Genomic DNA, 24,567 nt, shown 5'->3' with positions numbered 1-24,567 from the left:
CCCGTTGCCGCCCATTGCGCGCAGCGCGCACTACCCTGAAAGCAGGTGCGCCCCGATGCGCGAGCCCTATCCTCCCCAGGAATCCGATGACCGTCCTGGCAGTGCACGTTTCGCCATGAATTTTCCGCTTCCGCCTGACCGGCCGCAGATGGACCCCACGCAGGGCGCCGCCGCGGGCAGCCGCCGCAACCGCGTCTTCCCGCCGAGTACGCCGACGGTGCACACGCTTGCCTCCGTCATCACGGGCGTCGTGGTGGTCTGCGGCCTGTACTTCGGGCGCGCGGTACTGATTCCGATCACGCTTTCCGTGCTGCTGAGCTTTCTGCTCGCGCCGCTCGTGAACGCGCTGCGCCGTCTGCGCCTGCCGCAATTCGTCTCCATCATGGTGGCCGTGCTCGCCACGGTGATGGCGCTGGCGGGCGTGAGCGCATTGATCGCCGCGCAGGTCGTGCAACTGGCCACCGACCTGCCGCAGTATCAGGAAGCCATCGAGCAGAAGATCGAGACGGTGCAGCAAAAGACCGTGGGCCGCGCCGATTCGCTGATGACGCGCGCCGCCACCGCGCTGCAACGCGTGACGCCCACGCCGCCGCCGGCGCCGCCCCAGCCGCGCGGTCGCGCCGCGCGCAATCAGCCGCAGCAGCCGATGCCGGTGGAGATCCACAACCCCGTCCCTACGCCGATGCAGCTCGCGCAGAAGGCCTTCTCGCCGGTGATCGCGCCGCTGGAGACCGGCTTTATCGTGCTGGTGGTGACGATCTTCATCCTGCTGCAGCGAGAGGACTTGCGCGATCGCCTCATCAGCGTGTTCGGCTCCGAGGACCTGCATCGCACCACCACGGCGATCAACGACGCCTCGGAGCGCCTCTCGCGTTACTTCGTCGCGCAACTGGGCGTGAACGTGTCGGTGGGCGCGGTGCTGGCCGTGGGACTCGCGGGCATCGGCGTGCCGGGTGCGCTGCTATTCGGCGCCGTGGCCGCGTTGCTGCGCTTCGTGCCCTACATCGGTATCTGGATCGCCGCCGTCATGGCGACCCTGCTGGCCGCCGCGATCCAGCCGCAATGGACGATGGCGGTGTGGACGCTCATCTTCTTCATCGTCGTCGACGTGGTGGCGGGCCAGTTCGCCGAGCCGATGCTCTATGGCCGCCGCTCGGGCCTCTCGCCGCTCGCGGTGGTGGTGGCGGCGATTTTCTGGAGCTGGCTGTGGGGGCCGATCGGGCTCGTGCTGTCGACGCCGCTCACGCTGTGCATCGTCACGCTCGGGCGTTACGTGGATCGCTTGAACTTCCTGACCATCCTGCTGGGCGATCAGCCCGCGCTCACGCCCGCGCAGACCTGCTACCAGCGCCTGCTCGCGGACGATCCGCACGAAGCGCTGTTGCAGGCCGACCGCCTGCTCGCCGACATGCCGCTGATCGACTATTACGAGCAGGTGGTGTTCGAGGGCCTGCGCTTCGCGCGCAATGACGTGCTGCGCGGCGTGCTGCCCGCCGAGCAGCTGGCGCGCATCAATCAGGCGCTGCTCGACATCATCGAGGATCTCGAATCGGTGGACGACTCGCGCCACGCCGCCCTCGAGGACGCCAACGCGCGCCGCAACGGCGACCCGGTCGATGCGCCGCTGGAAGTGCCGCACGATGGCCGCGCCGTGCTGTGCGTGCCGGGGCGCGGCGCGTTCGACGACGTGGTGGCGGCCATCGTTTGCCAGTTGCTCACGCGTGCGCGCATCCCCTGCATGACGACGACTTACGACGAAGTGCGCAATACCCGGGCGGGCATGCTGGATGCGCACGATATTCACGCGATTTGCGTGGTGTCGCTCGACGCCGCGGAGTCGCCGCCGTACCTTCGCAACCTGGTGCGGCGTCTGCGCGAGCGCGCGCCGGCCTTGCCGATCGTGGTCGGCGTGCGGGCCGTGCGGCGCGACGAAGGCATGGGGATCGCCACGGACGACGACAGCACGCATCTCGCCGCTACGCTGCGCGATCTGGTGGAGGAGTGCGGGACGGCGTTGTCGCGCCAGCCGGAGGCGGTCGCGCGACAACAAATGTGACAGTCACGTCGTTGTCACACTCAGGCCTGATGATATGCGCCCCTGTGCCCCTGGTTGCGGCATTGCTAGGAGACGTAAATTGTTGAGCCCGCACGAGTTTGCCACGCTGATGTTGATCCGCCACGCGCCGGAGGAGATCGACTTGAACCGTCACGAACTCGATATCCTGCTTGAACGCCAGCTCGTCGCGCTCGAAACGCGCGCCGAGGGCGCCCGCCTGCCGTCGCTCACGATGGCGGGCCACTCCCTGCTCGAAGCGCTCGGCCGCGCGCAGCCCGTGCGCGTGCTCTACGACGATATGAGTTTCGATACGCATTGACGGCGGGGCTGAGCGCCTCGCGACCGTTGCGCCCGCAACCGCCTCGCCGTGCCCACGCTGCCGACCTCGATCGAGCACTCAATTCACGCGCGCAAAAAAATCGCCGACGGGGGCTACCCGCCGGCGTTTCAAGACTTCGACTCTGCATGGTCCCAGAATGAACGGGGACAGGGTATGGCGCGCGGCGCACGAACCGGCAAGTCAGTCGATCCGCTGCTGCGCTCCACAACCGGATTAACGGTCATTGTGGCGAAAGGTTGAATGCGGAAAAACCCGCTTGCTCGTCAACCCTGGCAGGGCCAGAACCGGTAAAAAAGACCTTGCTGGAAGGCGCGAAACGCGTTTGCGTTGCGCACCGTCCGCTTTAGCGGCGATCCACCCACACCGTCTGGATGTTGCAGAACTCGTGCAGCCCGAAGCTGGAGAGCTCGCGCCCAAATCCGCTCTTCTTCACGCCGCCCACGGTCACGCGCGGATCGGTCGCCACATCGCCGTTGATGAAAACGGCGCCCGTATCCATCTGCGCGGCGAGGGCGTTCGCGCGTTCGACATCGCGCGACCAGATCGTGCCGCCCAGGCCGAATTCGCTGTCGTTAGCAAGATCGACGGCATGCTGCGCATCGCTCGCCACCACGATCGCAGCGACCGGGCCGAACAACTCTTCGCGGAATGCCGTCATGCCCGGCTTCACATCGGCCAGCACGGTGGGCGCGTAGAAGTTGCCCGCGCCTTCGAGCTTGTTGCCGCCCAGCACGAGGCGCGCGCCCTCGGCGATCGAGCGCTCGACCTGGTTGTGCAGTTCGTCGCGCAGGTCGTAACGCGCCATCGGGCCGATGAAGGTGCTGTCCTCGCGCGGCGAACCCACGCGCAGCGCCGTGACAGCGGCAACGAAGCGGGCCTCGAATTCAGCGGCGATGCTGGACTCCACGATCAGGCGCTTGGCCGCGAGGCAGACCTGACCCGTATTGCCGAAGCGGCCCAGCACGGCCGAGCGCACGGCTTCGTCGAGATCGGCGTCGGACAGCACGATGAACGCGTCTGAGCCGCCCAGTTCGAGCACGCACTTCTTGAGCGCCGCGCCCGCCTGCTGGGCGATGGCCGCGCCGGCGCGCACACTGCCCGTGACCGCGATGGCGGCGATGCGCGCGTCGCCGATCACCGGCGCGACGCGCTCGGGCGGCAGGTTCAGCGCCTCGAAGGCGCCTTGCGGCAGGTCGGTGGCCGCGAAGGCGTCACGCAGCAAATAGGCGCTGCCCATCACGTTCGGCGCGTGCTTGAGCACGTAGGTATTGCCGGCGAGCAGCATGCCCACGGCGCCGCGCAGCACTTGCCAGATCGGGAAATTCCACGGCATGACCGCGAGAATGGGCCCGAGCGGACGGAATTCCTGACGCGCGACGCCGCTTTGCACCGGCGCATTCAGTGGCGCGAGCATGGCCGGGCCGTGTTCCGCATACCACTCGCACAGCGCCGCGCACTTTTCGACTTCGCCGCGCGCCTGCACGATCGGCTTGCCCATTTCGTCGGCGATCATGGTGGCGAACGCCTGCTTGCGCTCGCGCAGCACGTGCGCGAGTTGCACCAGCACGGCGGCGCGCCGGGCGATGGGCGTGTCGCGCCAGACGCGCGCGGCGGCGGCCGTGCGGGCGAGGGCCGCTTCCACGTCGGCTGCGCTGTCGAACGCATAGGTCGCGAGGATCTCGCCGTTGGCGGGGTTGCGCGAGACGGCGTGATTCGTGTCGGGTGTTGTGGTCATTGCTGGGCTCCTCGTTAGGAAACGCACTGGATGAGCGACAGCATACGAGCTGGCAATACTCAATAAAAGTGAATAATATTGAACAAATTGTTCTCTGGGGGTGAAGGTGTGGAACTGGCCCAATTGTTGATCTTTCGCGAAATCGCCGACGCGGGCAGCGTCCAGGCGGCCGCGCAGCGGCTGCATCGCGTGCCTTCGAACCTCACGACGCGCCTGCGGCAGCTGGAGGAGGAGCTGGGGACGGAACTGTTTATCCGCGAGAAGATGCGTCTGCGCCTGTCTGCAACCGGTGCGGCGTTTCTCGACTACACGCGCCGCATTCTCGATCTCGCCGACGAAGCCAAACTGTCCGTCGCGGGCGACGAACCGCGCGGCGTGCTGCCGCTAGGCTCGCTGGAAAGCACGGCGGCCGTGCGGATTCCGCCGGTGCTGGCGGCGTTTCATCGGCAATATCCGGAAGTGGCGCTCGATCTCTCGACCGGACCTTCGGGAGAACTGATCGATCGCGTGCTGGAGGGGCAGCTCGCGGCAGCCTTCGTCGATGGACCGGTCTCGCATCCGGCGCTTACGGGCATGCCCGTGTTCGACGAGGAGCTCGTGCTGATTTCCGCGACCAACCGCAAGCCGATCAAGCGCGCCAAGGACGTGAACGGCGCGAACATCTACGCGTTCCGCTCGAACTGCTCGTACCGCCGCATCTTCGAGCGCTGGTTCGAGGAAGATGGCGCCGCGCCGGGGCGCGTGTTCGAGCTGGAGTCGTATCACGGCATGCTCGCCTGCGTGTCGGCGGGCGCGGGGCTCGCGCTATTGCCGGCGAGCTTGCTGGAGAGCATGCCTAGTCGCAGCTCGGTGATGTCGCACCGTTTGCCGTCCTCGGTGCGCAACGTGTGGATTCATCTGGTGTGGCGGCGCGACCTGCGCGCGCCCGCCGCGCTGCGGCGGCTGATCGAGATGCTGCAAGCGCAGAGAGCGCAGCCGCAGGCGAAACTCGCCTGAGCGTCTGCGTGGAGAGTGCGCCTTTCAGGCGCACATGAAAAGCGCCCCGGCGCGTCAGCCACGCCGGGGCGAACCCCAGTCCAGACCGGCTCGAGGAATCACTCGGCGAGCGGCCCAGGCAGTCTCGGAGAAGACTGGCCGCATCGTAACAAGCGGCCGCACGCGCGTGAACGAAGCCTTTGGCATAACGTAATGAAGGTCATGAACGCACGCATACTCAGTCGTGCGCATGCAAGCGCCGATGCAACGGCGCGAGCGCCATCGACAACAGCGCGCACACGCCCAGAATCGCCACCAGTGCGAACATCGACACCTTGAAGCCCGCCGCATAGTCGAGCGCTTCGGGATGCGTACCGAGCCGCGCAAAGAACAGGCCGCCGAGCGTGGCCGCGCCCACGGCCGCGCCGATTTGCAGCATCGCCGTGACCATGCCCGAGGCCACACCTGCACGCGCAGGCTCGACTTCCGCGAGCACGTTGCGCACCACCGAAGGCAGCACCAGACCCTGGCCGATTCCCATCGCCGCAAGACCGACGTAGAAGCCCGGCCCTGGCGCCACCGCGCCCGCGAGCGTGGCCGCGGTGGCAAGACCGAGCGCGATGAGCACATAACCCAGCGTGAGCACGCGATAGCCGCCGAAGCGCGCTACCAGCCGTGGCATCAACAAGGGACTCGACAGAAAGCCGACGCCGAATGGCAGGATCGCGAAACCCGAAGCGAGCGGCGACCAATGCAGCCCGCCTTGCAGATAGATGCCATAGCTCAGGAAAAACGCGCTCATCAGATAGAACAGGAAGGCCAGCGCGAGGCCGAGCGCCACGACGGGATTGCGCAGCAAACGCACGTCGAGCAGCGGCTCCTTGCCCGCCGCGAGACTGCGCAGTTCCACGCGCAGCAACAGGCCGAGCACGGGCACGGAAGCGGCGAGACAGACCAGCATCCACGCGGGCCAGCCGTCCTCGCGTCCGCGCGTGAGCGGATAGACCAGCATCAGCAGGAAAAGCGAGAGCAGCAGCGTACCGGGCACATCGATGCGCGCACCGCGCGGCGGCCGGCTTTCGGGCAGAAAGCGCCAGCTGCCGATGAGCGCCAGCGCGCCGATCGGTAGGTTGACGAGAAAGATCGCGCGCCAGCCGAGGCCAAACGGATGCAGGCTGATGAGCGCGCCGCCGCCCAACTGGCCGATGACGGCCGCGACCCCGAACACGAAACCATAGAGCCCCATCACGCGCACTTGCTGTTGCGGCGGGTAGACGCTGCGGATCGTCGCCAGCACCTGGGGCGCGAGCACGGCCGCGAACAGACCTTGCAGGATGCGCCCGGCCACCAGCACCGAGCCGTCCGAAGCCAGCCCGCAGAGGGTGGAAGCCAGCACGAAGCCCGCCATGCCGATCATGAACATGCGCTTGCGGCCATAGAGATCGCCGAGCCTCCCGCCGGTGATCTGCGCGACTGCATTCGCGCAGGCATAAGCCGAGACCACCAGCTGCAACTGCGAGGGACTGGCCGCGAGACCATCGTGAATCGAGGGCATCGCGAGATTGACGATGAAGTAATCGAGCGGCGGCAGGATTGCGCCGATCAAGAGAACCACCAGCGCCCAGCCGGACTGGCCGTGAGCCGCGGCAGCGGGTGATGCGGGGGTGGGGCGTGCCGCAGCCGCGGGGGGCGGGGCGGTGAGCGTGTCGTCAGTCATGGCGGATCTGTCGGAAAAAGGACGATGCGTTGGCGCATTGCATCATTCGGAAGGTCATTGTGCTATAGCACGCACCCTTCGGAAAAGCGGGAATAGGTGGTACTATCCATCGACTTACTCGATGGATAGGGAAGGCAGGTGAGCAGCATGCGGGGATTCGAATTCGACCAGTTACGCACCTTCACGGTGGTGGTGGATGCGGGGAGCCTGTCGGCGGCGGCGCCCACGCTGCATCTCTCGCAATCGACGGTGAGCGAGCAGATGCGCAAGCTCGAAGCGCGCGCCGGCGTGGCGTTATTCGTGCGTAGCAAACGCGGTGTCGAGACCACGCCCGCTGGTGCGCGACTGCTGGCGCACGCGCGGCGCATTGTGGCGCTCAATGAAGCCGCCTTCGATGATGTGCGGGGGCAGGCGATCAAAGGCGAACTGCGCGTCGCCATTACCGATTACTACCGGACTCACGAAGTGGCTGGGATGCTTGCGCGGTTGCGCGAGTGTTATCCGCAATTGAGCTTGCATGTGAGCACGATGAAGAGCATCGAGATCGAGCAGGCGCATGCGCGTGGGCAGATCGATCTGGGTGTCGTGATGAACATGTCGATTGGATCGGTGCGGCCTGTTAGCGGTGACGCGCGCTGGGTGCTGCGCAGCGAGTCGCTGCATTGGGTGGCGTCGCCTGGGCTAGCTGAGTCGTTGCCCGATCCGCTGCCGCTGGTGTTGCTGCCCGATGACTGCATGCTGCATCAGATTGCAGTGCGCTCGCTCGAGGAGCAGGGGCGCGCTTTTGTGATGGGGCATAGTGCGTCGGGGGTCGCGGGCTTGCAATCGATGCTCGCCGCTGGGCTTGGGGTGGGGTGTCTTTGTGCTTCGGCTGTGCCCGATGGGCTTGTGCGGTTGGGGGCGAATTATCGGCTGCCTGCGCTGCCCGAAGCGGTCTTTTCGCTTACGCCGCCGCTGGCTGGTGAGCGCGAAACTGTCGCGCAGGCGCGGGAGGTTTTGGCTCGGCAATTGCTGGTTTAGATTTTTGATTTTGTTGTGGTTTTTTGTTTTGGCATTTCCCGCTAACCATCGGGGCTTCTGGTTTTCCTCAGTATCAACAGTTCCCAATACAACGCGTTGATGCGATCGAGAAATTGCGGCGGTAACGGCACAATGTTGCTGGCATCGTCACCGCCCCTTTCGAACATCACGTACTTGTCCACCCAGATCACTTCTGGAACCGTAGTGCGTAATGCTCTGCGCGCTACCAGCCGTTTAGATTCAGCGTCATAAAGCCTGCCCACATATTCTGGGTTGTCCCCGTGCGCCCAATCGCGCAAGCATTCCACGGCGTAGTACCGCCCATCAGGTGATGTGCTCGTTATGCAGTCTGTTGCATTCGAATCTGTGCGGTATGAGATATAGAGGAAGCCTAGGCACGCACATGCCATGACAAGGGCGATTCGCCTTTTCATAGGATTACCTTGATCGGGTTTTGCAGCCTGACGTACTTGCGGTCCGAAAAAAAGATAAAATCGCCTCCCCGATTGTGCCTTAGTGCCCACTGGCGAAAATCCTTGTTGTGAACTGGATAAAAGATATTTCCCCTCTCCCTCATATCCCCGCGTGCAACCGGATAGGGGTAATAGAAGGACGAAATATTGAGCGCATCCATCACACCGTCGTACGGTACAACAATTACCCCTTTTCTGCTCCAGTGGCCAAGGTACTGAGACAAGCCCTCGGCACCATCGGTGAAATCATAACTATCCTTAATGTAAACGTAGATGCTGGATATCTCCGCTTCCGCCCCGAAAACACCGATCCGAACCTCCGCTGGTGCAGCGTAGAATACAAATGCCCCTAGTGCCGCGGTCATATCGTCGGGTGCGCCATTGTTCTGAAATTGGGAACCGATAAATTCCCCGATCTTCTGAGATAACGTACTGCCGACAGCAGCACGCTGGAACTGAAAATGTTTATGTAACAGCGACATGCTCCCATTGCATAGAGACCAGGTATCGAAAGAAGTCATCATATGGCGGTAATTCCTCAGTATGCTCTTTAGAACTTCAACCGCAGGGAATGAATAAATAGCCTTCTCGACCAGATTGGTGTACTCCTTCTTCGCGCGCTCAAATCCGAGTGCCCAGTTCATCGTAACCGTTGTCGAGTCATACATGCTCGGCGGGTAAGGTGCATTGTCCTGATTGATTTCGGCTTTCAGTTGGGCACTCGTAGGTGCGTAATTGAGCGCGCCGCTGAACCACCTTTCCATAAGTTTTGCTGCGATTGGCATGTTTTCGCGACGCATTGCTGCGGGTATTTCCTGAATATCGAAAGGCGGAACCTGAACGATATCAGCCGGTTGATGATCCTTTGGCGTTTCGGGGAGCGGAGGCGGTGGCTTGTCCATTGATAGCGTCGGAGCAGAGATACGCTCAACGTTGACTGCCTTGCAGGTATCGCCGGGCTTCCACCGATGTTTCAACAGACCAGTTTTGAAATAGGGTAAATCGCAAATTAGAATGTCCACGTCTTTCTCTCGATATTTTTTTCAGGCAATCGGCCAGTATTCCGGCACCCGCTGGATTACTGGAAACGAAGCTCGTGCTTAGGATGCTTGCACCGTTCCCTGGCACTTCGACCAGTTACGGGTGACGCAGATGCACCGCTAACGTCTCAGTGAACTATGAATCGAGATTCAGCGATATCAGATATAGCTGAATTTAAGAGTGCATACCAGAACGAATGGCTGGAAAGATTTTCAAGTAGATTTTTTGATTGACGTTATTTTTTTGGCCTAAAGGGATTTATGCCTTTAGGCCCGGTCGGAATGACGAGCGGGCGGCGCTCGCGGCAGCAACCGCGACGTGACGTGTGAACTCGGAGCAGGACAGACTCAAGCGCGCGATCAATATGACCGACGGTTAGCGCAAGGCCTGCGCGATGTGCGAGCGGGACGAGTCGGGAAAAGTCCTGAGTTTCTCCATACCCGCCGCAGAGAAGGGGGCGCACAAGTAAGATGCTGGGATACCGACACGAAATCAAGGAAATGCCAAAGCGGTACGGATCACGAAAAACCCGTCAGACCTCAAACATCTTCCACGCAATCAGATCGGCACTCACCAATCGATCCGATGTTTCAGATCGGTTTCCCGATGCCGCACATCATCATCGCTATGCAGATAAAGACTGGTAGTACTGAGTGAAGCATGCCCGAGGTTATCGCGCACGAGACGCAGATCGACATCGCCATCGGCCATATGTGACCCAGCGCTATGCCGCAGCCAGTGCGCGGAAGCGCTTTCGAGCCGGGCCGCGCGCGCAGCCGCAAACTCCGCATCCACAGAGTCCCCCATCTCCCGCAACCTCTGCGCGGCCCCCGCAAAAATCCCCTTAACGATCGCATGCAGCGCGGTGCGCGTGAGCGGCTTGACCGACTTGCCGATAGGCAAAACAAGCGGGGTAGACTCATGCGCCGCAGGCAGCGCAGCAAGACCACGCGCCCGCCGATAGCGCGCCAACTCGGCCATCATCTCGGCCGTAGCCGGCACAAGCCGACGACGCTCACCCTTGCCAAGCACATCGAGCCACCAGCGCTCGACCCCCGCCCCATCGCGCCGCGCAAAAAAATCGCCCATCGTATTAGCGCTCACTTCGGAAATCCGCAATCCGCCCAGATAGAGCAGCGTAAGCAGCCAACGCGCCCGCCCGTGATGTTCGCGCTCGCGTTCGGTCTCGCGCGGCAGGCTGTCGACGTAAGCCTTCACCTCGTCCCAAAGCTCGCGTTCGAGATAGCGCGTAATGCGCGGCGGCGCGCGCCGGGCACGCTGGCGCGACAGCGAAAGCGGATTACCCGCGAGATAGCCCGCACTCACGAGCCACGAGAAAAGCGCGTTGAGGATCACCATCGCCTGGCGCTGACTCGCGGCGGAAAGCGGTCCATAGAACGGCCGCCAGCGCGCATCGTCGCGCGCGTGCTTGCGCCCGCCACCCGAAACCCAGCGCGCAGCGGGTTGTGGATCGGCGAGAAAGTGCTGATACGCGAGCAAATCCTCGTGCGTGAGCGACGAAAGCGGCTTGCCCAGTTGCACGATGGCCCACAGCAGCAGGCGCTCGGATTCCTTGCGATAGGTCTCGAAGGTCGCCTTCGAGTCGGCGACACGCGCAAGCCACGCGCGGATCGCGTCGAGGTCGTTGACCGCCGCAATCTGCATGCGGCCGTGCGCCCGATTCACGCCGTCGCGCCCGTCCAGATCGGCGGGCAGTTCAAGGGCATCGAGCGGTTGCGGGGCGAGCAGGGCGGTGTGCATGGGCGGGTAGAACTGTGAATCGAAAAAGCTGCCCGCACTATAGCGTGGAACGCCCGCGCGTCGAACGCTGTTCGCCGCTGCGCCCGGCGGTCTGACGCGTTTGGGCAAGCGTGATTGAAGCTTGTTTTACACCGTGGCGATCAAAAACGACTCCCCTTTCGCAGGCCGTAATCCGTCACTGCGATCCGCAAAATAACGCGCGACGATATCGTCGGTGCCTACGTGCTCCGCGCGCGTAAAACCCGCTTCGCGCGCGAGCGCGAGCATTTCCTCGGGCCGGAAGAAGCTCACGAACGGCGTGCCCGCCGCCCGTGCGCGCTCGTAGACGGCCGCATGCTGCGAGCGCTCCGGTTCGTCGATCAGGTCGAGCGGCAAGGTAAAGGTCATCGCGAGCGTCGAGCCGGGTGCGAGTTGCGCGATCTCGCGCAGCGTAGCGAGATTCGCCTCGCGCGTGAGGTACATCGACACGCCCGTGGACGCCACCACGGCGCGCTGCGTGGCATCGAAGCCCGCCTGCTCAAGCTGCGCGCGCCACGATTGGCCCGCTTCGAAATCGACGCCCACGAAGCGCAAGCCGTCCCGCTCGCGATAGCCCAATTCAGCCAGGCGCTGGCGCTTCCAGGTCTGCGTACCCGGCTGATCGACCTCATACACGCGCAAACGCGAGGCGATGTCGGGGCGTCGCTGCGCGAAGGTGTCGAGGCCCGCGCCAAGAATCACGTACTGCTCGACGCCACGCGCGGCTTCATCGACGACGAGGTCTTCAATCAGCCGAGCGCGGCCCACGATGGAGGCCCGATAACCGCGCGTGCCAACGGGGTCCATGTCGGGCCGTTCGCGCCAGTGCGCGTCGGGCGCGGCGAGTTGCATGCCGAGTTCGTCGGCGAGCACGGGCGGCGCGGCATCGACCAATACGTGTAATGCGCGCCAGAGTGCGACGCGCACGGCGCTGCTATCGGGGAAGGTCGCTTGCATCGGGGTCTCCTGAAGGCATGGGTGTCGGGGCCGAAAGCGCTAGCTTAACGAACGCGCCTCGCGCGCGGTCGTCCCATAAACCTCCGCGCTCACCGCGCGCAGCGCTTCGATCATCACCTGTGCTGCCGGCGACAGCAGCCGGTCGGCGCGCGTGATGATGCCGAAGTCGTCCATCTGGCAGTCCATCGGCAGCGGCAGGATCGCGACCATGCCGTGCGCGGCGTAGTAGCGTGCCACGTCTTCGGTCAGCACGGCGATCATGTCGCTTTGCTCCAGCACGCGCGTGATGAACAGCAGCGCGGGCGTCTCCACCACGTTCGAAGGGGGCGCGAGGCTCGCGCGCTGGAACATCAGCTCGAAGCGATGGCGCAGCACGCTCGCGACCGGCGGCACGACCCAGGTGGCGCGCGCCACGTCGGCGAGCGCGAGCGGGCGGGCGCGATCGGCATGGGCGTTGGAGTCGGCCGAAGCCAGCAGCGGATGCCCAGGTCTTACCACGGCGCACACCGGCTCGCCCGTGAGCGGCTCGTAGCGCAGCGCGAGTTTGTCGTGCTCGGCGGAAAGCCGCCCGAGCACCACGTCGAGCTTGTCCTGCGCAAGGTGTTCGAGCAGCACGTTACTCGCGTCGATCGCCACCGAAACACGCATATTCGCGTGTGTGCGCTTGACGGCCGCCACGGCGGCGGGCAGCACGCGCACGCCCGGCGAGGTGATCGCGCCCACCGCCACATGGCCGAGCCGCCCGGCCTTCAGCGCCGTGAGTTCCTCCTGCGCCTGGTCGAGACTGCCGAGCACCGCGCGCGCGTGACGGATCAGCGCGTCGCCATAGAGCGTGGGCTTCATGCCGCGCGGCATGCGCTCGAACAGCAGCGCGTCCAGCATCTCTTCCAGCTCGCGCAGCAACTTGGAGGCGGCCGGCTGCGTCATGTTGAGCGCCGCCGCCGCGCGGTGAATATTGCCTTCCTCCGCAAGCGCGACCACCAGCAGCAATTGCCGCGTCTTGAGCCGCGTGCGCACGTACCAGGGGCTGGTCTCCAGCATGATTTCCCAAATAGTTCTAAGCGTTTACACCAATGCCGATTTCGATATCGGAACCGTCCGTTATTTCATTAGAAGGTTATCAGAGTTCTCCCTAGACTATGCCGAACATTCAGTCCAACCAGCAGTCCACGAGACAGATCAGACGATGTCGGCAACGAAACCCAAACTGCGCTCCCAGCAATGGTTCGGCACCACGGACAAGAACGGCTTCATGTACCGAAGCTGGATGAAAAACCAGGGCATTCCCGATCACGAATTCGATGGTCGCCCGATCATCGGCATCTGCAATACGTGGTCGGAGCTCACGCCCTGTAACGCGCACTTCCGCAAGCTCGCGGAGCACGTCAAGCGCGGCATCTACGAGGCGGGCGGTTTCCCGGTCGAATTCCCGGTGTTCTCGAACGGCGAATCGAACCTGCGCCCCTCGGCGATGCTCACGCGCAATCTCGCCTCGATGGATGTGGAGGAGGCGATTCGCGGTAACCCCATCGACGCCGTCGTGCTGCTGTGCGGCTGCGACAAGACCACGCCCGCGCTGCTGATGGGCGCGGCGAGCGTCGATGTGCCCGCGATCGTCGTGAGCGGCGGCCCCATGCTCAACGGCAAGCTCGACGGCAAGGACATCGGCTCGGGCACGGCGGTGTGGCGTCTGCACGAATCGCTCAAGGCGGGCGAGATCGACCTGCATCATTTCCTCGCGGCCGAAGCGGGCATGTCGCGCTCGGCGGGCACCTGCAACACCATGGGCACGGCGTCGACGATGGCCTGCATGGCCGAGGCGCTGGGCGTGACGCTGCCGCACAACGCGGCGATTCCGGCCGTGGACGCGCGCCGCTACGTGCTCGCGCATATGTCGGGCATCCGCATCGTGCAGATGGCGCTCGAAGACCTCACGCTCTCGAAGGTGCTCACGCGCGAGGCGTTCGAGAACGCGATCCGCACCAACGCGGCGATCGGCGGCTCGACCAACGCCGTGATCCATTTGAAGGCGATCGCGGGGCGCATCGGCGTGCCGCTCGAACTCGAAGACTGGATGCGTATTGGCCGCAGCACGCCCACCCTCGTCGATCTGCAACCGTCGGGCCGCTTCCTGATGGAAGAGTTCTACTACGCGGGCGGACTGCCTGCGGTGCTGCGTCGTCTGGGCGAAGCGAACCTGCTGCCGCATCCGGACGCGCTCACGGTCAATGGCAAGTCGCTGTGGGACAACGTGCGCGAAGCGCCGAACTACAATGACGAGGTGATCCGCCAGATCGACAATCCGCTCATCGCCGATGGCGGCATCTGCATCCTGCGCGGCAATCTTGCGCCGCGCGGCGCGGTGCTCAAGCCCTCGGCGGCGACGCCCGAACTGCTCAAGCATCGCGGCCGCGCCGTGGTGTTCGAGAACTTCGATCACTACAAGGCGACCATCGGCGACGAAGCGCTCGACGTGGACAAGGACTCGATCCTCGTGATGAAGAACTGCGGCCCGCGCGGCTATCCGGGCATGGCCGAAGTCGGCAACATGGGCCTGCCGCCCAAGCTGCTGCGCCAGGGCGTGAAGGACATGGTGCGCATTTCGGATGCGCGCATGAGCGGCACGGCCTACGGCACCGTGGTGCTGCACGTCGCGCCCGAAGCGGCGGCGGGCGGCCCGCTTGCCGCCGTGCGCAACGGCGACTGGATCGAACTCGACTGCGAGGCGGGACGCCTGCATCTGGACATCAGCGACGAGGAACTCAAGCGCCGTCTGTCCGACGTCGATCCCGCCGCCGCACCGGGCGTGGCCGAGCAGTTGGGCAAGGGCGGTTATGCGCGCCTCTATGTCGATCACGTGCTCCAGGCCGACGAAGGCTGCGATCTCGACTTCCTGGTCGGCAAGCGCGGCTCGGCCGTGCCGCGCCACTCGCACTGACGCGCCGGAGGTTTTCATCATGACGATTGCACTCACCGGCGAACTGCTGATCGGCGCGCAGGCGAAGCGCGGCGAAGGCGCGGCGTTCCAGTCCATCGACGCCGCCACGCACGAAGCCATCGCGCAGCCGGTTTTCCACGGCGCGTTGCCGGCCGATGTCGATGCCGCCTGCACGCTCGCCGACGAAGCATTCGACACGTATCGCGCGTTGCCCGCGCAAGCGCGCGCCCGCTTCCTCGACGACTGCGCGGCGCGCATCGAAGCGCTCGGCGACGCCCTGATCGAGCGCGCGATGGCCGAAAGCGGCCTGCCGCGCGCGCGGCTCGAAGGCGAGCGCGCCCGCACGGCGAACCAGTTGCGCATGTTCGCCACGCTCGTGCGCAGCGGCAACGCACTCGACGCGCGCATCGAGCCCGCGTTGCCCGAGCGCCAGCCGCCGCGCACCGATTTGCGCTTCTGGCGCATCGGCGTGGGACCGGTTGCGGTGTTCGGCGCGAGCAATTTTCCGCTCGCGTTTTCGGTGGCGGGTGGCGATACGGCCAGCGCGCTGGCGGCCGGTTGTCCCGTGGTCGTGAAGGCGCATTCCGCGCATCCGGGCACCTCGGAACTGGTGGGCCGTGCGCTCCAGCAGGCGGTCGCAGCAGCGGGTCTGCCCGAGGGCGTGTTCTCGCTGCTGTTCGATGCGGGCTACGAAGTGGGCAGCGCGCTCGTGCAGCATCCCGCCATTCGCGCCGTGGGTTTTACGGGCTCGCGCGCGGGCGGCCTCGCGCTCGTCAAGCTGGCGGCGGCGCGCGCCGAGCCGATTCCCGTCTACGCCGAAATGAGCAGCGTGAATCCCAACCTGTTGCTGCCGGGCGCATTGTCCGCACGCGGCGAAGCGCTGGCGCGCGAGTTCGCGGCATCGGCCACGCTCGGGTGCGGCCAGTTCTGTACCAATCCGGGTTTGATGTTCGGCCTCGCGGGCGCGGATTTCGACGCGTTTGCTGCGAATGCCGCGCGCGAATTCAGCGCGACCAGCGCGGGCGTGATGCTCACGGCAGGCATCCTGCGCGCCTATGAACACGGCGTCGATCGCCTTGCGCAACACGCGAACGTGACGACGCTCGCACGCGGCGCCGCCGCACCAGGACGCGCCCAGAGCGCGCTCTTCAAGATCGGCGCGCGCGATCTGCTGACGGATGCCACGCTCGGCGACGAAGTGTTCGGCCCAAGCAGCGTGCTGGTGGAATGCGCCGACGAAAACGAACTGTGCGCGCTGCTGCGCAAGATCGAAGGCCAACTCACGATCACGCTGCATATGAACGACGCCGACGCGGCGCTCGTACGCACGCTGTTGCCGCTGATCGAGCGCAAGGCAGGCCGCGTGCTGGTCAACGGCTTCCCGACCGGCGTCGAAGTGTGCGATGCGATGGTCCACGGCGGCCCGTTCCCGGCGACCTCGGACGTGCGCAGCACATCGGTGGGCACGGCCGCGATCGAGCGATTCCTGCGTCCGGTCTGCTACCAGAACCTGGCCGATGGCCTGCTGCCCGACGCGCTGCGCGACGCAAATCCGCTGGCGATCCAACGGCGCTATGTGGGCAAGCCGGAGCGCGTGAACTAGCCCTGAGAGAACGCCGACAAGATCCGCGCGACGCGGACAGGCGACACGATGGAGTCAGGAAGGAGACAGACAGGATGAGCAATCCGCAGGTGCTGCAACAAGGCAAGACCGAGGCGCGCGCGACGCACGCGAGCGAGCAGGAAAAGCATATCGTCGGCCATATCGCGCGGCGGCTCGTGCCGTTTCTCGCGCTGATCTACGTGGTCGCCTACGTGGACCGCACGGTCGTGGGTTTCGCGAAGCTGCACATGAACGCTGCCGTGGGCCTGAGCGACGCCGCTTACGGCATGGGCGCGGGCCTGTTTTTCGTCGGCTATTTCCTGTGCGAAGTGCCGAGCAATCTTGCCCTCTCGCGCTTCGGCGCGCGCGTGTGGTTCGCGCGCATCCTCTTCACGTGGGGCACGATCACGATGGCGATGGCCTTCGTCAGCGGTCCGAAGAGTTTCTACGTGCTGCGCTTTCTGCTGGGCGCGGCCGAAGCGGGCCTTTACCCCGGCATCCTGTTCTTCCTCACGCACTGGTTCCCGATGCGCCATCGCGCGCGCGTGATCGGCCTGCTCGTGCTCGCACAACCCATCGCGGGCATCGTCACCGGGCCGCTCGCGGGCGCATTGCTGGAAACGCATGGCCTCTTCGGCCTCTCGAACTGGCAGACGCTTTTCGTCGTGAGCGGTCTGCCCGCCGTGCTGCTTTGCATCCCGACGCTGCGTCTGCTGCCCGAATCGCCTGCGCATGCACGCTGGCTCGCGCCCGACGCGCGCCGCTGGATCGAGCGCGAACTGGCAGCCGACCAGCGCAGCTATGCGCTCGACGCGCACCGCAACCCGTTCAGCGCCCTGAAAGACCGCCGCGTGCTGCTGCTCGCGCTGCTGTTTCTGCCGTTTCCGCTGTGCATCTATGGTTTGTCACTCTGGTTGCCTACCATTATCAAGGCGTTCGGCGTGAGCGATTCGACGGCGGGCCTGCTTTCCGCGGTGCCGTATCTGTTCGCGGTGGCGGGTCTTCTGATCGTGCCGCGCCACTCGGACCATCGTCGCGAGCGCTACTGGCACATCGTCGTGGTCTCGGCTGCGGCGGCGCTGACGATGGCCGCGAGCGCCTGGGTGCATTCGCCGGTGCTGCAACTGCTGTTCATCAGCCTGACCGCGTTTTCGATCTATTCGATCCAGGCCGTGGTGTGGGCGCTGCCCGGCGAGTTTCTGAGCGGCACGAGCGCGGCCGTGGGGATCGCGATGATCAACTCGCTCGCGAATCTCGGCGGCTACCTTGGCCCTTACGGCATCGGACTCATCAAGGACGCGACGGGCAGCCTCGCGGCCGGACTGTATTTTCTCGCGGCCACGCTGGTGTTTGCGGTGCTCGTGACCTTCGTGGTCCGTGCGGCGCTGCGCACGCCGGTGCGGGCCGAAGGCGCTTTCGCAGGCGAATCGTGATCGCCCGGCGCAACGGAAAGCGCGCAAGACACCTCTACCGAAGCAGGATCGACGATATGACGACGAGCAGTACGACTCCAGGCAAACCCCGCTATCAGGGCATCTTCCCGGTGGTGCCGACCACCTTCACCGCGAGCGGCGAACTCGATCTGCCGAGCCAGAAGCGCGCCGTCGATTTCATGATCGACGCGGGCGTGGACGGCCTGTGCATTCTCGCGAACTTTTCCGAGCAGTTCTCGCTCTCCGACGACGAGCGCGAAATCCTCACGCGCACCGTGCTCGAACACGTGGCGGGCCGCGTGCCGGTGATCGTCACGACCACGCACTACGGCACCAATGTCTGCGCCGCGCGCAGCAAACGCGCGCAGGACATGGGCGCGGCGATGGTGATGGTCATGCCGCCGTATCACGGCGCGACCTTTCGCGTGCCCGAAGCGCAGATCTACGAGTTCTACGCGCGCGTGTCCGACGCGATCGACATTCCGATCATGATTCAGGACGCGCCTGCGAGCGGCACGGTGCTCTCCGCGCCTTTCCTTGCGCGCATGGCGCGCGAGATCGAGCAGGTCTCGTACTTCAAGATCGAAACGCCGGGCGCGGCCAACAAGCTGCGCGAACTGATCCGCCTCGCGGGCGACGCGGCCGAAGGCCCGTGGGATGGCGAGGAAGGCATCACGCTGCTGGCGGACCTTAACGCGGGCGCGACCGGCTCGATGACGGGCGGCGGCTTTCCCGACGGCATCCGTCCGATCATCGAGGCGCACCGCGCAGGCCGCGCCGACGATGCCTTCACGCTCTACCAGAAGTGGCTGCCGCTCATCAATCACGAAAACCGCCAGGCGGGTCTGCTCGCCTGCAAGTCGCTGATGCAGGAGGGCGGCGTGATCGAGTGCGAACTGCCGCGCCACCCGCTGCCCGCGATGCATCCGGACACGCGCGCCGAACTGATCGCGATTGCGCGCCGTCTCGATCCGCTCGTGCTGCGCTGGGCAAAGTAAGTTGTTCGGTATCCATAATAAATAGTCTCCTTGAACAGAGGAACGGAGATCGCCATGAATGCGTCGTATACGTTGGCCGTCGTCGGCGTGGGCAAGATCGCGCGCGACCAGCATCTGCCCGCCATCGCGGGCAATCCCGGCTTCGATCTGGTGGCGGCTGCGAGCCGCAATGCCCAGGTCGAGGGCGTGCGCAACTACAGCGATATCGGCGAGTTTCTCGCAGCCGAGCGCGAACTCGACGCCGTGTCGCTGTGCGCGCCGCCGCAGGTGCGCTATGAGCAGGCGCGCGCCGCGCTCGAAGCGGGCAAGCACGTGATGCTCGAAAAGCCGCCGGGCGCGAGCGTGAGCGAAGTGGAAGCGCTGCGCGAACTCGCGCGCCAGCACAAGCGCACGCTGTTCGCCACCTGGCATTCGCGCTGCGCGAGCGCGGTCGAACCCGCGCGCGCGTGGCTCGCACAACGTACCCTGCGCGCCGTGCATGTGCGCTGGAAAGAGGACGTGCGCCGCTGGCATCCGGGCCAGCAGTGGATCTGGGAGCCGGGCGGCCTCGGCGTATTCGATCCAGGCATCAACGCGCTCTCGATCGTCACGCGCATCCTGCCGCGCGAAGTGCTCCTGCGCGGCGCGACGCTGCACGTACCCGCCGATTGCGCGACGCCGATTGCCGCCGAACTCGATTGCATCGACATCGACGGCGTGCCGGTGCGCGCCGAATTCGACTGGCGTCATGGCCCGGTCGAGCAATGGGAAATCGACGTGGAGACCACCGACGGCCTGCTGTCGATTTCGGAAGGCGGCAAACGCCTGGCGATTGGCGGCGAACCGGTCGCGCTCGATGCCGAGCGCGAATATGCGGCGCTCTACGAACGCTTTCACTGGCTCATCGCGCATGGCACGGAGGATGTGGACGTGCGCCCGCTGCGTCTCGTCGCCGATGCCTTCCTGCTAGGCCGGCACGTCGAAGTCGAGGCCTTCGGGCACTGAGCATCACTGGCTATATTTCGTATTCCCGATAAAGCAGACGCAACAACCACACCCAAGGAGACAGAAGCATGACCAGCAACATTCGCCGCTTTACCCTTCGCGCCGTGCTCGCGGCCCTGTGCGTCGCGCCGCTCGGCATGAACCTGGCGGCGCACGCCGATTCGCCCACCAAGATCGGCTTCCTCGTGAAGATGCCGGAGCAGGCATGGTTCATCAATGAGCAGAAGGCCGCCACGGCGCTCGGCCAGAAGGAGAACTTCTCGGTCGTCAATATCGGCACGCCGGACGGCGAAAAAGTGCTGGCCGCCATCGACAACCTCGGCGCGCAAGGCGCACAGGGCTTCGTGATCTGCGCGCCCGACGTGCGTCTCGGGCCGGCCATCCAGGCGCGCGCCAAGCGCTACAACATGAAGTTCGTGACGGTCGACGACCAACTGGTGGATTCGTCGGGCAAGCCGCTGCCGAGCGTGCCGCATCTGGGCATGTCGGCGTTCAAGATCGGCAATCAGGTGGGCGGCGCGATCGCCGACGAAATGAAGCGTCGCGGCTGGAAGCCGGAAGAAGTGGGCGCGCTGCGCATCACCGACTACGAACTGCCGACCGCCAAGCTGCGCACGGACGGCGCGACGGCGTCGCTGATCGCGGGCGGTTTCAAGAAGGAAAACATCTTCGACGCGCCGCAAAAGACCACCGACGACGAAGGCGGCTTCAATGCGGCTTCGCCCGTGCTCGCGCAGCATCCGAACATCAAGAAGTGGGTGATCTTCGCGCTCAACGAAGAAAGCGTGCTGGGCGCGGTGCGCGCGACGGAGCAACTGCATCTGCCGGCCTCGGACGTGATCGGCGTGGGCATCAACGGTGCGGGCGAAGCCTTTGCCGAATTCCAGAAGAAGCAGCCCACGGGCTTCTACGGCACGATCGCGGTCAGCTCGACCAACCACGGCAAGGACAGCGCGCAGAACCTCGTCGAATGGATTCGCGATGGCAAGCAACCGCCCGCCGACACGCAGACCACCGGCAAGCTGATGACGCGCGATAACTGGACCTCGGTTCGTAGCGAGCTGGGTATCTAAGGTCTGCGAAATAGCGCTTAAGGCAGTCTTCGAAAGGGCAGGGATGCAATGACTGAAACCATGACATTGGCCGATGCAGAGACGAACGCACGCGGGGCAACTCAACAGGGGCCGCGTGCGTATCTGGAACTCGACGGCATCACCGTGAGCTTTCCGGGCGTGAAAGCGCTCGACCGCGTATCGCTGCAAGTGCGCGCGGGCGAAGTGCACGGGCTGATGGGCGAGAACGGCGCGGGTAAATCGACGCTGCTGAAGGTGCTCTCGGGCGTGAACCAGCCGCAGGCCGGCACGCTGCACCTGAACGGCGCGGAGCAGCGCTTTACGACCACGCGTGCGGCGCTCGACGCGGGCATCGCGATCATCTATCAGGAATTGCATCTCGTGCCCGAGCTGACGGTGGCGGACAACCTGATGCTCGGGCAATTGCCCAACCGTTTTGGCGTGCTCGACGAACGCACGCTCGTACAGCGCGCGATGGACGAACTCAAGCGGCTGGGCGAGCGCATCGACCCGCGCACGCCGGTCAAGAATCTCTCCATCGGCCAGCGCCAGATGATCGAGATCGGCAAGGCGCTCATGCGCGACGCGCGCGTGATCGCCTTCGACGAACCGACCAGCTCGCTCTCGGCGCGCGAGACGGAGAACCTGTTTCGGATCATCAACGCGTTGCGCGCCGATGGCCGCGCGATCATCTATGTCACGCACCGCATGGATGAGGTCTATGAGTTGTGCGACCGCGTGACGGTGTTCCGCGACGGCAAGCGCATCGAGACTTTCGAATCGGTCGCGGACCTCGACCGTAATCGCCTGATCGCCGCGATGGTGGGGCGCTCGATCGAGGACGTCTACGGCTATCGCGCGCGCCCGGCGGGCGACGTGCTGCTGGAAGCGAAGGGGCTGATGGGGCCGGGACTTGCCGAGCCGGTGTCGTTTACCGCGCGGCGCGGCGAGATTGTCGGCTTCTTTGGCCTCGTGGGCGCGGGCCGCTCCGAACTGATGAAGCTGATCTACGGCGCGACACGCGCAAGCGCGGGCCATGTCGAACTGAACGGCAAGCGCGTGAACTTCGCGAGCCCGCGCGACGCGGTGCGCGCGGGCATCGCGCTGTGCCCGGAGGACCGCAAGCAGGAAGGCATCGTTGCGATCGCTTCCGTGGCGGATAACCTCAACATCAGCGCGCGTCGTCACTTCAGCCCCGCGCGCTTCTTGCTGGATGCGAAGCGCGAGCGCGATCTCACGCAGGACTACATCAAGAAACTCGCGATCAAGACGCGCAACGGCGACACCGCTATCGGCACGCTGTCGGGCGGCAATCAGCAGAAGGTGATCCTGTCGCGCTGGCTTGCAGAACGTATCGAAGTGTTCCTCATGGACGAGCCTACGCGCGGTATCGACGTGGGCGCGCGCGCCGAAATCTACAACCTGCTTTATGAACTGGCCGAAGCGGGCCGCACCGTGATCATGGTGTCGAGCGATCTGGCCGAGGTGATCGGCGTGGCCGACCGCATCATCGTGATGCGCGAAGGTCGCGTTGCGGGCAGCGTGCCGAAGGCGCAAGCCTCGCCCGACGAATTGATCAAGCTCGCGCTGCCGCGCTGAGCACGACCGAAGCATTCCCTGCGGAATCAAACCCGCGCAGTCAAACCAGAGATGAGTCAAGCCATGCAGCCACAGGGCACACCTACCGTCAACGAAGCCGCCGCGCCCATCACGCCGTCGCGTGCGCGCGCGTGGGACATGATCAACAAGTCGGGCATCGCGGTGGTGTTCGTGGTGCTGTTCGCGGTGCTTTCCGCGACGGTGCCCGACTTCCTCACGACCCGCAATATTCAGGGCCTGTTGCTCTCCGTCACGCTGATCGGCTCGATCGCCGTGACCATGATGTTCGTGCTCGCGCTGGGCGAGGTCGATCTGTCCGTGGCGTCGATCGTCGCGTTCGCAGGCGTGGTCGCCTCGACCGTCATCACGCAGTCGCATAGCGTGCTGCTCGGCATCGCCGCGGGCGTGCTCGCGGGCGGGGCGGTGGGCCTCGTCAACGGCGTGCTGATCGCGCGCTTCAAGATCAACTCGCTGATCGCCACGCTCGCCATGATGGAAGCGGTGCGCGGCCTCGCCTTCCTCACCTCGAACGGCGACGCCGTGATGATCTCGGAAGAGCGTTTCTTCGATCTCGGCGGCGGCTCGTTCCTCGGCATCTCGTTCCCGATCTGGAGCAACATCATCGGCTTCGTGATCTTCGGCTTCCTGCTCAAGAAAACCGTGTTCGGCAAGAACGTGCTCGCGGTGGGCGGCAATGGTGAAGCGGCGCGGCTCGCGGGTCTGCCGGTCACGCGCATCAAGATCACCGTGTTCGTGCTGCAAGGGCTCGTCACGGGCTTTGCAGGCGTGATGCTGGCCTCGCGCATGAGCCTGGGCGATCCGAAGACCTCCGTCGGCCTGGAACTGGGCGTGATCTCGGCCTGCGTGCTGGGCGGCGTGTCGCTCACGGGCGGCGTGGCGACGATTTCGGGCGTGCTGGTGGGCGTGCTGATCATGGGCTCGGTGCAGGACGCCATGAGCCTCATGAACGTGCCCACGTTCTACCAGTACCTGATTCGCGGCGGCATTCTGCTGCTGGCCGTGCTGTTCGATCAATTCCGCCGTAGCAAGCGGGCGGTGTGAGCATGAACGGCGGCGTGCGGGCAATTGCGCAATTCACCGCGCGCCCGCACACTTGTTCAACTCTCCAGCGCCGCCCCGCCCAGGATCGACTTCGCATCGGCACGCGCATTGTCGAGTTGCACCACGCTCGCCTGGCGCGCCGCCAGCGCATCGCGATGCTCGATTGCCGTGAGGATCGCCTTGTGACGCGGCAACGAAAGCGCATGCGTATTCGGATGGCGGCTCGTCAGCTTGATCGACTCGGTGAGCGCGAGCGACAGCATATTGCCGATATACGCGAGCATGTCGTTATGCGTGGCCGCCATGATCGCGCGGTGAAACTCGAGGTCGGGTTCGAGCAGATCGCTGGCCGTCTTCGCCTCCTCCATGCGCGCATAGGCGGCAGCGATACGCGCGCGCTCTTCGTCGGTGGCGGAGATGGCGGCGAGCGCGGCGGCCGCGGGTTCGATGATCTGGCGCACCGTCATGAGGGAGCGGAAGAACTCGCCTTCGGGCAGGCTGTTGACGGTCCAGAACAGGACGTCGGGGTCGAGCATGTGCCACTCGTCGCGCGGGCGCACCACGCTGCCCACGCGCGGCTTGGACACCACGAGCCCCTTGGCCACCAGCACGCGCGTGGCTTCGCGCAGCACCGGGCGGCTCACGCCATAGGTTTCGCACAGTGTGGGCTCGGGCGGCAGACGCTGGCCGGGCGCGAACGTGCCGCCGACGATCTGCATGCCGAGCTCCTGCACGATGCGCGCGTGCATGCTCTTGCGTTTCTCTAGATTGCGGTAATCCATAG

At 65.0% G+C, this 24,567-nt stretch carries 19 protein-coding genes; 12 read left to right on the top strand and 7 right to left on the bottom strand.

Annotated elements, in window-relative coordinates; all coding sequences use genetic code 11:
• The first annotated feature begins 148 nt into the window (after positions 1 to 148).
• Both U5782_RS15115 and U5782_RS15110 read left to right on the top strand, forming a co-directional pair.
• A complete protein-coding gene (locus U5782_RS15115) occupies positions 149 to 2,056 on the top strand; it encodes an AI-2E family transporter (RefSeq protein ID WP_322044681.1) in 1,908 nt (635 codons plus the stop codon).
• A gap of 79 nt (positions 2,057 to 2,135) precedes the next feature.
• Entirely contained in the window at positions 2,136 to 2,375 is a 240-nt protein-coding gene (locus tag U5782_RS15110; RefSeq protein ID WP_322044633.1) for a hypothetical protein, read from the top strand.
• 364 nt (positions 2,376 to 2,739) lie between these two features.
• Here the strand turns inward: U5782_RS15110 and U5782_RS15105 are convergent, their stop codons facing one another.
• On the bottom strand, positions 2,740 to 4,131 hold the full coding sequence (locus U5782_RS15105; RefSeq protein ID WP_322044632.1) for an aldehyde dehydrogenase family protein: 1,392 nt from the start codon (positions 4,129 to 4,131) through the stop codon (positions 2,740 to 2,742).
• Positions 4,132 to 4,239: 108 nt separating this feature from the next.
• On the opposite strand from U5782_RS15105, the gene ptrR reads away from it, so the two are divergent.
• Positions 4,240 to 5,127 (top strand): putrescine utilization regulator PtrR, encoded by an 888-nt coding sequence (ptrR, locus tag U5782_RS15100; protein ID WP_322044631.1) that lies wholly within the window; start codon positions 4,240 to 4,242, stop codon positions 5,125 to 5,127.
• A 217-nt stretch (positions 5,128 to 5,344) separates the two neighbouring features.
• Here the strand turns inward: ptrR and U5782_RS15095 are convergent, their stop codons facing one another.
• On the bottom strand, positions 5,345 to 6,823 hold the full coding sequence (locus tag U5782_RS15095; RefSeq protein WP_322044630.1) for an MFS transporter: 1,479 nt from the start codon (positions 6,821 to 6,823) through the stop codon (positions 5,345 to 5,347).
• Positions 6,824 to 6,970: 147 nt separating this feature from the next.
• On the opposite strand from U5782_RS15095, the gene U5782_RS15090 reads away from it, so the two are divergent.
• A complete protein-coding gene (locus U5782_RS15090) occupies positions 6,971 to 7,843 on the top strand; it encodes a LysR family transcriptional regulator (protein ID WP_322044629.1) in 873 nt (290 codons plus the stop codon).
• 430 nt (positions 7,844 to 8,273) lie between these two features.
• Here U5782_RS15090 and U5782_RS15085 read toward each other — a convergent pair whose 3' ends face one another.
• From U5782_RS15085 to U5782_RS15070, 4 genes are all read right to left on the bottom strand, one after another.
• Positions 8,274 to 9,338 carry a DUF6402 family protein gene (locus tag U5782_RS15085; RefSeq protein ID WP_322044628.1) on the bottom strand — a complete coding sequence of 355 codons (1,065 nt, stop codon included), beginning with the start codon at positions 9,336 to 9,338 and terminating at the stop codon, positions 8,274 to 8,276.
• Positions 9,339 to 9,927: 589 nt separating this feature from the next.
• Positions 9,928 to 11,118: a tyrosine-type recombinase/integrase gene (locus U5782_RS15080; RefSeq protein ID WP_322044627.1), complete on the bottom strand. Its 1,191-nt coding sequence runs from the start codon at positions 11,116 to 11,118 to the stop codon at positions 9,928 to 9,930.
• 126 nt (positions 11,119 to 11,244) lie between these two features.
• The gene (locus tag U5782_RS15075; RefSeq protein ID WP_322044626.1) at positions 11,245 to 12,093 is read right to left on the bottom strand and encodes a class I SAM-dependent methyltransferase; all 849 of its coding nucleotides are present in this window, start codon (positions 12,091 to 12,093) and stop codon (positions 11,245 to 11,247) included.
• Between the two features lie 39 nt (positions 12,094 to 12,132).
• Complete coding sequence (locus U5782_RS15070; RefSeq protein WP_322044625.1) at positions 12,133 to 13,134, bottom strand: LysR substrate-binding domain-containing protein; 1,002 nt, start codon at positions 13,132 to 13,134, stop codon at positions 12,133 to 12,135.
• Between the two features lie 145 nt (positions 13,135 to 13,279).
• Here U5782_RS15070 and U5782_RS15065 point away from each other — a divergent pair, with 145 nt between their 5' ends.
• The 8 genes from U5782_RS15065 to araH all read left to right on the top strand — a co-directional run bounded on the left by U5782_RS15065 (position 13,280) and on the right by araH (position 23,783).
• Positions 13,280 to 15,031 (top strand): IlvD/Edd family dehydratase, encoded by a 1,752-nt coding sequence (locus tag U5782_RS15065; RefSeq protein ID WP_322044624.1) that lies wholly within the window; start codon positions 13,280 to 13,282, stop codon positions 15,029 to 15,031.
• Between the two features lie 25 nt (positions 15,032 to 15,056).
• Complete coding sequence (locus tag U5782_RS15060) at positions 15,057 to 16,634, top strand: aldehyde dehydrogenase (NADP(+)) (protein WP_322044680.1); 1,578 nt, start codon at positions 15,057 to 15,059, stop codon at positions 16,632 to 16,634.
• A 74-nt stretch (positions 16,635 to 16,708) separates the two neighbouring features.
• Positions 16,709 to 18,067, top strand: a complete 1,359-nt coding sequence (locus U5782_RS15055) for an MFS transporter (RefSeq protein WP_322044623.1) — start codon at positions 16,709 to 16,711, stop codon at positions 18,065 to 18,067.
• A gap of 56 nt (positions 18,068 to 18,123) precedes the next feature.
• Positions 18,124 to 19,065 carry a dihydrodipicolinate synthase family protein gene (locus U5782_RS15050; protein ID WP_322044622.1) on the top strand — a complete coding sequence of 314 codons (942 nt, stop codon included), beginning with the start codon at positions 18,124 to 18,126 and terminating at the stop codon, positions 19,063 to 19,065.
• A 54-nt stretch (positions 19,066 to 19,119) separates the two neighbouring features.
• Positions 19,120 to 20,049, top strand: coding sequence for a Gfo/Idh/MocA family oxidoreductase (locus U5782_RS15045; RefSeq protein WP_322044621.1), 930 nt, complete (start codon positions 19,120 to 19,122; stop codon positions 20,047 to 20,049).
• 68 nt (positions 20,050 to 20,117) lie between these two features.
• Positions 20,118 to 21,122 carry an arabinose ABC transporter substrate-binding protein gene (locus U5782_RS15040; RefSeq protein WP_322044620.1) on the top strand — a complete coding sequence of 335 codons (1,005 nt, stop codon included), beginning with the start codon at positions 20,118 to 20,120 and terminating at the stop codon, positions 21,120 to 21,122.
• Positions 21,123 to 21,170: 48 nt separating this feature from the next.
• Positions 21,171 to 22,721 carry an L-arabinose ABC transporter ATP-binding protein AraG gene (araG, locus tag U5782_RS15035; RefSeq protein WP_415914321.1) on the top strand — a complete coding sequence of 517 codons (1,551 nt, stop codon included), beginning with the start codon at positions 21,171 to 21,173 and terminating at the stop codon, positions 22,719 to 22,721.
• A 51-nt stretch (positions 22,722 to 22,772) separates the two neighbouring features.
• Positions 22,773 to 23,783 carry an L-arabinose ABC transporter permease AraH gene (gene araH / locus U5782_RS15030; protein ID WP_322044619.1) on the top strand — a complete coding sequence of 337 codons (1,011 nt, stop codon included), beginning with the start codon at positions 22,773 to 22,775 and terminating at the stop codon, positions 23,781 to 23,783.
• Between the two features lie 56 nt (positions 23,784 to 23,839).
• On the opposite strand, the gene U5782_RS15025 is transcribed toward araH, so the two are convergent.
• Complete coding sequence (locus U5782_RS15025; protein WP_322044618.1) at positions 23,840 to 24,565, bottom strand: FadR/GntR family transcriptional regulator; 726 nt, start codon at positions 24,563 to 24,565, stop codon at positions 23,840 to 23,842.
• Positions 24,566 to 24,567 lie beyond the last annotated feature (2 nt).

Origin of the sequence: Paraburkholderia sp. J67 (assembly GCF_905220265.1) — a bacterium.
Lineage (GTDB): Bacteria > Pseudomonadota > Gammaproteobacteria > Burkholderiales > Burkholderiaceae > Paraburkholderia.
Note: the sequence above shows the minus strand (reverse complement) of the source record. Positions and strands in the feature narration are given on the sequence as shown.